This window comes from Maledivibacter sp. (assembly GCA_025210375.1).
Taxonomy (GTDB): domain Bacteria; phylum Bacillota; class Clostridia; order Peptostreptococcales; family Caminicellaceae; genus JAOASB01.
Genome location: JAOASB010000046.1, coordinates 1 through 11,781 on the forward strand (window position 1 = coordinate 1; position 11,781 = coordinate 11,781).

Consider the following 11,781-nt stretch of genomic DNA (forward strand, 5'->3'; position numbering starts at 1 on the left):
AAATCATATATAGTTAATATGAATGGCAATTCCTATAGACTAAAAGAAACAAAGCTTTGGCTTCAAAATCAATAATTTTTTTTACTCCCCTAGGGGAAAGTTTAATTAGAAATTAGGGGAATTTTCAATTGACAAATACAAAAACCTCAGTATTTAGAATTGGAGAGAAAAATAATGTTACTACAGTAATCCATATTATAAATTTACGAAATAATTTATCCATATATGTTGACCTCCTTTGATTTCATAATATTTTCTACATTAATTTACTTTACTGTTAATAATTCGTTATTTTTAATTATTTTCCTTTTTTTATTTTAGACAATAGAGCAAATTGCATAATTACTTATTACAAAAACTATCTACTATATATAGTTTTAAAATCTCCAAACCTATACCATATATATTATGCAATTCTGCCAAGTCAGAGTTATGCAATTTCCTAAATAGAGAAATATGCACCTAGAAACAAAGAAATAATTGTTCTGATAAAAATTATTTGGAAGAAATTACTTTTTTCTTGAAAATCAAACAAGTAATATTGTAAAATAAAGTTAATACTATTAATTTATCTACATGGGAATTCAAAAATATTTGAACATATATAAGTTTGATTATATGAATTCTTAAAAGTTGAAAGGGGCCGCTAATGATGAATAGAAACAATAGAATGTTTTGTACTATTTTATTAACTTTATTTTTAATTTGTACATATTTGTCTGTAAATGTTGAACATGCTTATGCAGTAAGTGTTACATTCAATGTATTATTTAATGGACACTTAGTAAGTACCTATACACCTTCTGCAATAGTAAATAAAACCACTGCTACTGTCCCACTCAGATCTATTTGTGACTTATTAGATGCTAAAGTAGAATGGAATGAAGATACTAAAAATATTATAGTGAGCAAAGAAGATACTAAAATTACTTTGCAAACTGGTAGCAATATTGCAAAAATCAATGACAAAGAGGTAGAATTAGATGTTGAGATAGTGACGCTATTTGAGAGAACGCTGGTACCAGTACATTTCATATGTGAGAATTTAGGTGCCAATGTAACCATAGATGAAGAAACTAAAACTATAATGATTCAAACATTAGAAACAGATGATAAGCAAGATTATAGTAAGGAGCAATTGAAATGGGGGCTATCAACTAATGCTATACTAGTTAAAATGAATAATGGGAAATATGATTTAATTGGTATGGAAGAGCCTACTGAGTATAATATTGAAAAAACAAAAAGATCTTTAAGCGAAAGTTGGGACATAAACAGTAGAAAAGATGCATTAAGTAGCATCAAATGGTTAAAAGAAGCAGGGCATAGGAAAATCTACAATAAAAAGGTACTATATGTAACACAAGCAACAGAGGAAGAATATAATAGTTTACTCAATAAATTAGATGGAGAAGAAATTGAAGAATATAAATTTGTAAAGGAATATTACAAAGAAATTGGAAATAAGAGTTTAATTGCATGGGATTATTGTAGATTAGTACATATTGCAGGTTGCTGTTATAAAATTGGGTACTTAGAATATGATGAGGCTGTAAAAGAAATTATGGATGCAGCTATAATACTCCAAAAAACATTTTCATCATGGGATGAAATGAGTGGAAATTATGCATTGGGAAGATATTTTTGGGGAGGAGAAGACTGCTATAGAGAAGCAATTATATTTAAAGACTGGCTCTTGGTAAATGAAAAAAGCCCATGGACTAAAATAGATTGGAATTTACCGTTAAAATAAAGATTACCACTTCGATAGTTCTGCTGACTCAATTTTGAATGACAAAACTAATTGTTTTAGTATATAAAAGAAAATATATAATGATAAAATTCAAACGCTCATAGAGGATAATTATTCTATGAGTGTTTTTGTTTAAATAGGGGTCGGGGTCAGGGTTGAAAAGTTGAATTAATATCATATTAATTCAACTTTTCAACCCTAACCCTCTTTTCTCTTAAATGAATCACTTAATTTCACTTTAAAATTACATTGATATTGACATTCATTATCAACAATGCTACACTTATCAAGAACGATGTTTTTGATGTTAACACGATATGTCGAAAGGAGAAATTATGGCTGTTAAAGACCAACGATTAAATCCTCTGATTTTAGAGAGTGCAAAACAGGTATTTTTTGAAAAAGGCTTTAATAATGCTACATTAAGGGATATTGCTAAAAGAGCAAATGTTGCCACGGGGGCAATCTATACTCGCTATAAAGGGAAAGAAGAACTTTTTGAAGCCATGGTTAAACCTGCACTTGATATTATTGAACGTACCAATATCAAGATGTATGAGCTTAACATAGAACGTAAAGAAAATAATAATATGAAGTACAATGCAGAGAATGGATTTGATTATCTTAAGACCTGGATAGATGTTTTTTATTCTGAATATGACGCCATGAAAATGCTTTTGTGCAAAGCAAAGGGGAGTAATTATTCTAATTATCTTCATAATTTCACTGAAAAAAATGCAGAACTTACATTTTCATTTATTGAAGAATTAAAGAAAAGGGGGATGAGCAACAATGATATGACCTACAAGGAGCTTCATATATTATTAACATCCTATTGGACTACTTTGTTTGAAGTTATCATCCATGATTTTAGTTATGAGGAAGCAATTGAATTCGCGAAAAAGATTAATATATTCTTCAATTGGAAGGATATACTGGATTTTTATAGATAGAGCAAATTGCATAATTACTTTCTATAAAAACCATCTACTACATGTAGTTTTAAAATCCTCAAATCTATACCATCAAATATGCTTATATCTTAAGCAATTAAATCAAGGATGATATTCGTATATGCAATTGTGCCAAGTAAGAGTTATGCAATTTCCTCGATAGATGATTGAATTTAATTGAAGTAGTTGGAAATGACCATGATCTGGCTTTTATGGGGGCTATATAAGACATGGGATAAAATTTTGAATTTAGAAATTTGATAGGAGGAGAATATGATTAAAAACTATCCAAAGAATCTAAGTGAATTAATATCACCAATAAAAACACAGGCAATTGTCACAGTTATTCTATCTGTTTTGGGTTCCCTATCATTAGTAATAGGGCCTATTGCCATAACCATAGCCGTAAGCAATATAATGCTTGGTGATACAAATCGTTTTTTATTGTGGATAATAATTGCAGGACTAGGTATATTGCTTAGGCAAATTCTACATATGGCAAGCCTAGGTTATGCACATATTGTTGAAGCAAAATTTAGATATTATTTAAGAAAAGATTTTGCAGAAAAACTTAGCAGATTACCCCTGGGCTTCTTTACTACCACATCATCGGGTGCAATAAGGAAGCTCATATCCGACGATACAATCAAAATCCATACAATAATTGCCCATGGATTTAGCGAAGTAGCTTCTGCCATAAGCCTGCCTATTGGTTGTGTCATCGTGATGCTTTTTTTTGAATGGCGTACAGCCCTCATGGTTATAAGTGTGATTTTCACCATTTTAATTATAGGTATGATATGGATGGCAAAAAAAAGCCGCTCAGGGCAAGACATCAATTCAAGATACGAACAAGCACAAAGAGAAATGTCCCATGCCGCTATAGAGATGGTAGACGGGATCAAGGAAATAAAAAACTTTGGATTGGCGAATTCCTTGTTTGCACGTTTTGAGAATGCCGTAAGCAGATTTTCAAACACTTCCTATGAATGGCTTAGTGGTGGATCAAAGCCTATGGCGTTCATGATGTCCGCGATTCAACCCGCCGTAATTGTCTTTTTTACCCTTGTTGTATGTATATTTTCCATTGGAAAAGGTTGGCTTTCTCCAGAAGAAACAATTTTGTTTTTACTTTTATCCATGGCTTTACCAACATCATTTATAACTCTAATGCAGATTGGTAATCATATCAGGGACGGTAAGCATTCCCTAGATACACTCCTTGAATTATATGCAAAGGCCGACCAAATTTATAAGGAAAATCCTAAAAAATTAGTTCTAGGTGATATTGAATTTAATAATGTATCCTTTAGCTATGAAAAAGGAAATCAAGTTCTAAAAAATATAAATTGTATAATTCCAAAGGGTAAAATCACTGCCCTTGTGGGACCTTCCGGTGGGGGGAAAACGACTATGGCAAGGCTTATTGCACGCTTTTGGGATGTGGAATCCGGTAGGCTCAGTATAGGTGGTGTAAATATTAAAAATGTAGCAGAAAAAGATTTGTTAGCTGCCATTTCATTAGTCTTTCAAGATATATCATTAATGCAAGGAAGTATAGCAGACAATATTGCTTTATCGAAGCCTAATGCAAGGAAAGAGGAAATAGAAAATGCGGCAAAGGCGGCGTTTATACATGATAGGATCATGGAGCTGCCAAATGCTTATAACTCGGTAATAGGTGAGGATAATGTAGTCTTATCCGGGGGAGAACGCCAAAGACTTACCATTGCCAGGGCATTTTTAGCAGATACACCTATTGTGATATTGGATGAGGCTACTGCCCAAGCAGACGCACAGTCGGAAGCTGAAATCAAAAAAGCCCTTAGTTCACTAGGTAAAGATAAAACTGTGGTTATTATTGCCCATAGGCTTCAAAGCATAGTAAATGCCCATCAGATTTTAGTTATAGGGGACGGTGAAATAAAACAGGTGGGGAAACATGATGAATTAGCTAATTCCACTGGAATTTATCAAAATATGTGGCAGGCACAAAACCATATTGGAGGTGAAAATTAATGGATATTTTTAATCGTGACCCAAAAACACGGAAGAGGTTTTTAATACTAAAACTTTTATTTATAGCAAGTGGATTATTGCAAGGTTTATCAATAGCCTTTACCATACCCCTATTTAAAGACTTGTTCTTAGGGAATTATAATAGAATGTGGTTATGGACTTTTATAGTAGGAATCACCGCATTGTCTTGCTTTATTTTCCGTTTTATGGCAACAAATATTGGAAATAGTATGGCAATATGGGAGGTTTGCGATAACCAAATACATAGGATAGGAAGTGCCATTACAAAGCTTCCCCTAGGGTGGTTTGACGCTTCTTCAAAGGGTAAAATTTCTAAAGCCATCTCAACGGATATAAATACACTATCCCATTATCCTTCAATTGTGCTTCCAGAAATTTTAACCTTGATATCCGCTTCACTTGTAATAGGTATTGCCCTTACACTTATATCTTGGAAAATAGGAGTAGTTACACTTATTATGGGGATATTCTTAAAGTACTTTTGGGAATTAAACCTTCGATCCCTTGATAAAATTGAAAAAGAGATAGCAAAGGCAAATCAAAAAATGGAGTCTACCATTGTTGAATTTGCACAGCTGCAACCAGTTTTAAGGGCAGCTGGGGCTTTGGTAGGTGGCTGGGATAGGCTCGACAAATCCCTTGAAGATGATAAAAAAGGTTCACTTACTTTTTTAAAAAGTCAATCTTCAACATCGTCTAAATACATGGCCGTTGCCCATATAGGATCATTGTTAATTCTCATTATAGCAGCCATAGAACTTAGTTCAGGTAATATAGAAATATATACCTTCATAGGTATAACAATAGCAATGATAAGCTTCTCAAATCCACTGGCAGGGCTTCTACCCTACGGCTCGGAAATTTATAAATCCTTATCTGCATTAAATAGAATAGATTCTATTGTTAATGCAGAAAAATTATCTGAATCTAAGAATCCTGTAAAAATACAAAGGGATGTGGAAAATGATTGTAAAACCAGTGGCTATGAGATTGAATTTAAAAATGTGAATTTTAGTTATGTAGAGGGTATACAGGTTTTAAAAAATATTAATATTTCAATTCCCCCTGGAAGTATGACAGCTTTAGTGGGGCCATCGGGTAGTGGTAAATCAACTGTGAACAGACTTATAGCACGATTTTGGGATGTAGACAGTGGAAGCATATTAATAAATGGGGAGGATGTTAGAAATATAGACCCCGAAGATTTAATGGGGGCAATATCTATGGTATTTCAAGAGGTATACTTATTTAATACCACCATTAAAGAAAATATAGCCATGGCAAAGCCTAATGCAACCATGGCGGAAATTGAATCCGCCGCTAAAAGGGCAAGATTAGATGAAGTAATAGATAGGCTTCCCAATGGCTGGAATACCATTGTAGGCGAAGGCGGAAGCTCTTTATCCGGTGGAGAACAGCAAAGAGTAAGTATTGCAAGGGCTTTTTTAAAGGATTCCCCCATTCTATTGCTAGATGAAATTACATCGGCATTAGATGGTACAAATGAGGCAATAATAACAAAATCCCTAGAAGAATTAGCTAAAAATCGTACGGTTGTGGTGATAGCCCACAGGCTTTCATCTATAAAAAAAGCCGATGCCATCGTTGTAATAGATAAAGGCGAAATAACAGGATATGGTACCCATGATGAGCTTCTAAAAGAAAATCATAGATATTCTGAGCTTTGGAAGGCGTTGATAACCAGTGAAGAATGGCATGTATAGTGTAATATTGTAAATAAAGGAAATTGCATAACTCTTGCTTGGTTAAACCTTCAAGAACATATAAAAATTCTAATGTTCCCGTGAGGCGTCCATGCCTACGGGCCTAAGAACTGACGTACTGTCATTTCTACGAATTTTTATATGTTCTTTCAGATAGTTTTCTTGAAGTCATTCTCTTTTCTTTTTATTAATTTTCTTAGTCACATCTCTATATTATCTTTTCAGAATACCATATCCACCATATATTGGTTTGATTTCACTTATAGTAATAACAACATTATCTTGATATGACCTAACAATATCGATAAATTCCTTTGACCTTTTACGCTTGATATGGGAGATTAAAACATTACGGCGATAGTTCATACCCTCACCTTGAAGGAGAGTTACACCGAAACCATGCTGTCTAATGTTATCCACTAATTCTCCTCCATGCTCTTCTTTTACTATAATTTCAACTCTTGCGGTACCAATACCTATTTTCTCCTCTACCATAGATCCTATATAATTTCCTAATGCAAAACCTAATGCATATATAAATACTTTTATAGGATCGTTACTAACATCAACCAATACAGTAGAAACCAATATTACCCATATAATTACCTCTACAAAACCAATAACAGCTCCCTTCAATCTTTCACCCTTCGTAATTAATACAATTCTTGTCGTTGACAGTGTGATCTCAAAAATCTTTACTATAAGAATAAGTAAATATATCACGTTCATTCTCCTTTTCAAAAAATATAAATTAATTATCTAACTGGAATATCTATATGGAATTTCTTCAATCATTTTAAGAAATCCATAATTAGAAATTTGATACTAATTAACATATATTATAGTTGTTAAATTTCACTTGTCAATATATTTTATTTGTTAAATTAATTATGGTAATTAAAGAACCATTACCACCTTTCTTTCCATGACAAAGCTATCTTTAAATAATATGGAAATTGAATCATATATTTCTAAAAAATAAGGGATTTTATATGGGAGGGAGAACCATGACCTTTATCAATATTTGGAGTATGTAGCTAATTCAGTGAATTTGTCCTTTATACACATCTTAATTCATTCAAATTCAAGGGTCTTAGGCGTGGGATAAGGGCAGCTACGTTTATTCCCTTTTTGTTCCTTTTTTTACATACATAGCTGTGCTAATATTATATTGTAAAGTTTTAACCTATATATTTTGCTTAAATAGTTCCGGAAAATATCCGATATTGTGCCGATATTCCATGGAGATATGTAATATAATTTAAAATAGCAAAAGGTAGATAAAGAATCTCGGAGTAGAAGTGCTTGCTCTGGGATTTTTTTATGGAAATATAAAAAAAAAATTAAAACTGCCGAAAAAGTGCCGGAAGTATGCCGGTTTCCGACAAATTTATATACTATACTTTAGGATGTGAGATATTATTACAAAATATGCAATTCGTAACTTAAAAGTAATTATATTTGATATCCTTTCTTGCTTATAGAGATTTCAGTCAAGACTTTAACTGGCACTCTCTATAGTGGTACCAATAAATAATACAGGGGGAATCATCAATGAATAATTCTAGTTTAAGAGTAGAAAGTAAAAAATCGGCAGTGAAAAAAATTAATATTAAAGAAGTAGAGAAAATACTTAAAAATATTAAGGAGTATAAGGCTAAAATAAATGAGATTGAACTTGAGATCGCAGATCTTGAGGATTTACAAAGTATAGGACTGAAGGGGATTAATTATGATAATTTGATAAAAACAAATAATCTATTCTCAAAAACAGAGCTTCAAGCAATAAAGGATTTAGAGATTCAACAAACAATGGATTTACTTAGGTACAAAAAACGTCATCTTCAAAGATTTTTAAAAAAAATTCAAAGTGCAATTGATAGCTTAACGGATTTAGAGAAACAAATAATTGAGATGAAATACATTGAAAATAAGATTTGGCGTTTTGTTACCTTTGAAGTAAATATAGAGGAAAGGCAGTGTAGGGTGATAAAGAAAAGAGCCATAGATAAGATATGCAGACTAATAATAGATACAGATATTATTGGTTTGAATAAACTCTAAAGACATAATTTTAAAATAGCCGATTTTAATAAACTTACTTTGATTGGATTTATCATGATATTCGTGGCGTTGCACGTTAAAAACGTAATCTATTATCTTAATTAAGATGTAGAAACAAATGCTTCAATTAGTAGACTACACAGGAAACAGCCCATGGGAAATTGGAAAATCGAAATACACTATAAAACATATTAAAAATTGGAGGGAAAATAATGACTACAAAAGCACAAAGTAAAATAGCTGATCCAGGTAATAAATATCTAGGAGCAGGAGCAGTATATTTCAATTTTGGAGAATCAGATGAGATGATTATAGGTGCCACAAAGGGTGGCTCAAGCTTTAATGCCAACAGAGAGTTCATGAGCGTTGAGCAGGATGGTGCATATGGAGAAGTAAAGGGATTGAGAAGAAAGATCAAGGTCAGTCCACAGTTATTAGTAAATACACTGGAGCTGCATAAGGACAATATCACGAAATTCTTTGGTGGCACTGATTTAGAGGATTCCAATGAGAAATACTATAGTATCACCGAAAGAATAAATCTAAAGGACGAAGACTATATCAAAAACGTTGCCTTTGTTGGAGAAAACCAAAGGGGAGAAGACATGGTAATCATTCTCCATAATGCCCTAGGGGATGGCAATATTGAGATGGCTATTGAACATGAGAGTGACATAGTTCCCCAGGTTCAATTCACAGCCCACTATGACCCACAAAATCCTAAAAAAGCACCATATGAAATTAGACTTCCAAAACATAAAGCCTAAACTAAGAACCATGGGAAATAATCCTGCCCATGGTTTCAGATTGTTGACAAAGTCAACAAGATGACAGGCTGCCTAACAAACTGAAGTTCGAGGCGTGCTGAAAGCGAGAGACCGCAGCGTATATACACATACGTAAGGGTTCTTGCTTGAAGCAACAACGAAGAAATTCAGGTTTGTTAGGCAGCCTGAAACCATGGGAATGATTACTTCCTATGGTTTTTATATATCATCTCAGCTTGACAAAGTGCATATGCACTTTTGTTTATGAAAGAAGGTGACTAAGTGAATGAGCTGAAAAGTATGGAAAATTTCATTAATAAATCTGGAGAACTACAGAAAAAACTTAGTGAAATGGCTCCTAAAATAGAAAAAGTAAGAACAAAGATGATAAATATGGGAAAAAGTATTTCTACAATAGCAGACAAGATGATGGGGGTTTCAAAAAAGATATATCCATTTATAAATATAGGCTTGAAGATAGTAAATGTATATCTATCGGTAAATAAGATGATGAATAAAGCCAGTACAGCCGTGGCTAATGTATCCAATGGGATGTCATCCATGGCAGGAAAAATAAAGGGTTCCATAACCTCATTAATGGGTGGGGTGATAAATTCTGTTTCTTCAATGGTGAGTCTAGCAAATAAGACTGCCGAGGCAGCCAAGGGAATAGATAAAATGAGCCAAACCACAGGGCTGTCCACCACAAGACTCCAGGAGCTTAAATATGCAGCCAGCCAAACGGGGGTAGATTTTAGCTGTATTCAGCAATCCGCTGGAGCGTTGTCCCAAACCATGGAGCAGGCAGCCAATGGTGGAACACAGCAGGTAGAAGCCTTTAATGCACTGGGTATATCTCTATTAGACAATAATGAAAAGATGTTGAGTACCGACGAGGTATATAATCAAACCCTGATGAAACTAGCCGCCATGGGGGATGAAACCGAGAGAAACGCCCTTGGAACCCAGATATTTGGAGAGGGCTTTACCAATATGATTCCAATGCTGGATGCAGGAGCAGAGGGTATACAAAGGTACTCTGAGCAAGCAAATCAATTTGGACTAGTCATGGGGGAAGAGGCAATAGATGCAAATCTACAATTCTCAAATTCCATGGGTACAATAGCCTCAATAGTCGATGGATTGAAGCAGCGTTTTGCCACGGCACTACTACCTATCATCCAATTGTTCCTGGACTGGGTAATAAACAATATGCCCACAATACAGGGAATTTTCAATGGGGTATTTGAATTTATAAATACTGTGGTGGGCAAGGTAGTCACATTGTTTAAAGAAAACTTCATGCCTGTATTGACGATTTTACTACAATGGCTTAGTGAAAATTTCCCGGCTATACAGGGGTTTTTTACCACGGTATTCAACGTGATATGGGAAGTAATCAGTAAGGTATTCAAAGGATTTAGTGAAAGCCTAATGCCTATATTGATGACCTTTCTAGATTGGCTTATGGAGAATCTACCGGCTATACAGGAATTCTTCATTACAGCCTTCAGTAAGATATGGGAGATAGTACAAAGGGTATTCAAGATATTCCAAGACGATTTACTACCCATATTAGAGACTCTATACAATTGGGTTGAGCCCTTCTTCCCAGTGATTGCTTCTATTATCGAAGAAGCCTTTGGAATAGTCATAAACGTAGTAGAAGGGGTCATTGATATATTTGAAGATGTCATAGAAAGTATAAAACGCGTAATGGATTTTGTAAATTCCATGATAGAAGGGATCAAAAAGGCTTTGGATTGGCTTGGAAGACTGTTATCCAAAAGCAGTAAGCATAGTCACATAACAGTGAAGGGAAAAACTAAAGCCATAATGGATAGGGGAACGAAGAAGCTAGCAAATGGAGGACGGATCATGTCCTCGGGTAGAGTACTTGTTGGTGAAAGAGGTCCAGAAATACTAGACCTACCTAAAAACGCTAGAGTCCTTCCACTGGAACGGGCCGGTGCAAGGGGTATAAATAGATCCATAAACCAAAGCATAACCATAAACAGCCCTACTCCCCTTAGTCCAAGTGAAATAAAGAAAAAGACCCTAGAGGTATCAAGACAATTAGCCATGGAATGGGGTGTATAGCATGGAAAAAATAATCTTTACAAATAGCAATGGACAGTCCATAGAATTTGGAAGTGGAAAGCCCTATATTCTCCAATCTTTGTCGGGGGTAGGGGGTATAGAAACAGAGGTATATATGGAAAAATCACCCTTTCAAGATGGTTCAACCTACTTGGATACGGGATTAAATCCTAGGGTTATATCCCTAGAAGCGGCGATTATAGGAAAGAATGATTCAGATCTATACAATAAGCGTCATAGGCTTCTAAACATCCTAAACCCAAAGCTAGGAAGGGGTAAGCTGACCTATATCTATGACGGAGGAAAAAAAGAGATAGAGTGCATGATAGATGCTTCACCGGTATTTCCGAAGGGCATAGAAAACAAGGGAACTGCCTTTC

Annotated in this window: 9 protein-coding genes; 8 read left to right on the forward strand and 1 reads right to left on the reverse strand. The window is 34.2% G+C overall.

Annotated elements, in window-relative coordinates; genetic code table 11:
* The first annotated feature begins 649 nt into the window (after positions 1-649).
* From N4A68_16320 to N4A68_16335, 4 genes are all read left to right on the forward strand, one after another.
* Positions 650-1,753: a DUF1266 domain-containing protein gene (locus N4A68_16320; GenBank protein MCT4565863.1), complete on the forward strand. Its 1,104-nt coding sequence runs from the start codon at positions 650-652 to the stop codon at positions 1,751-1,753.
* A 335-nt stretch (positions 1,754-2,088) separates the two neighbouring features.
* Complete coding sequence (locus N4A68_16325; protein ID MCT4565864.1) at positions 2,089-2,706, forward strand: TetR/AcrR family transcriptional regulator; 618 nt, start codon at positions 2,089-2,091, stop codon at positions 2,704-2,706.
* A 273-nt stretch (positions 2,707-2,979) separates the two neighbouring features.
* Positions 2,980-4,725, forward strand: a complete 1,746-nt coding sequence (locus N4A68_16330; GenBank protein ID MCT4565865.1) for an ABC transporter ATP-binding protein/permease — start codon at positions 2,980-2,982, stop codon at positions 4,723-4,725.
* Complete coding sequence (locus N4A68_16335; protein MCT4565866.1) at positions 4,725-6,470, forward strand: ABC transporter ATP-binding protein/permease; 1,746 nt, start codon at positions 4,725-4,727, stop codon at positions 6,468-6,470. The genes N4A68_16330 and N4A68_16335 overlap by 1 nt, the downstream gene beginning before the upstream one ends.
* Before the next feature lie 213 nt (positions 6,471-6,683).
* On the opposite strand, the gene N4A68_16340 is transcribed toward N4A68_16335, so the two are convergent.
* Entirely contained in the window at positions 6,684-7,193 is a 510-nt protein-coding gene (locus N4A68_16340; GenBank protein MCT4565867.1) for a DUF5698 domain-containing protein, read from the reverse strand.
* 831 nt (positions 7,194-8,024) lie between these two features.
* Between N4A68_16340 and N4A68_16345 the strand changes: the two genes are divergently transcribed.
* The 4 genes from N4A68_16345 to N4A68_16360 all read left to right on the forward strand — a co-directional run.
* On the forward strand, positions 8,025-8,534 hold the full coding sequence (locus N4A68_16345) for a hypothetical protein (GenBank protein MCT4565868.1): 510 nt from the start codon (positions 8,025-8,027) through the stop codon (positions 8,532-8,534).
* Between the two features lie 212 nt (positions 8,535-8,746).
* A complete protein-coding gene (locus tag N4A68_16350) occupies positions 8,747-9,301 on the forward strand; it encodes a hypothetical protein (protein ID MCT4565869.1) in 555 nt (184 codons plus the stop codon).
* Between the two features lie 282 nt (positions 9,302-9,583).
* Entirely contained in the window at positions 9,584-11,401 is a 1,818-nt protein-coding gene (locus tag N4A68_16355) for a hypothetical protein (GenBank protein ID MCT4565870.1), read from the forward strand.
* Between the two features lies 1 nt (position 11,402).
* The coding region (locus tag N4A68_16360) for a phage tail family protein (GenBank protein ID MCT4565871.1) at positions 11,403-11,781 on the forward strand (379 nt) is incomplete at its 3' end.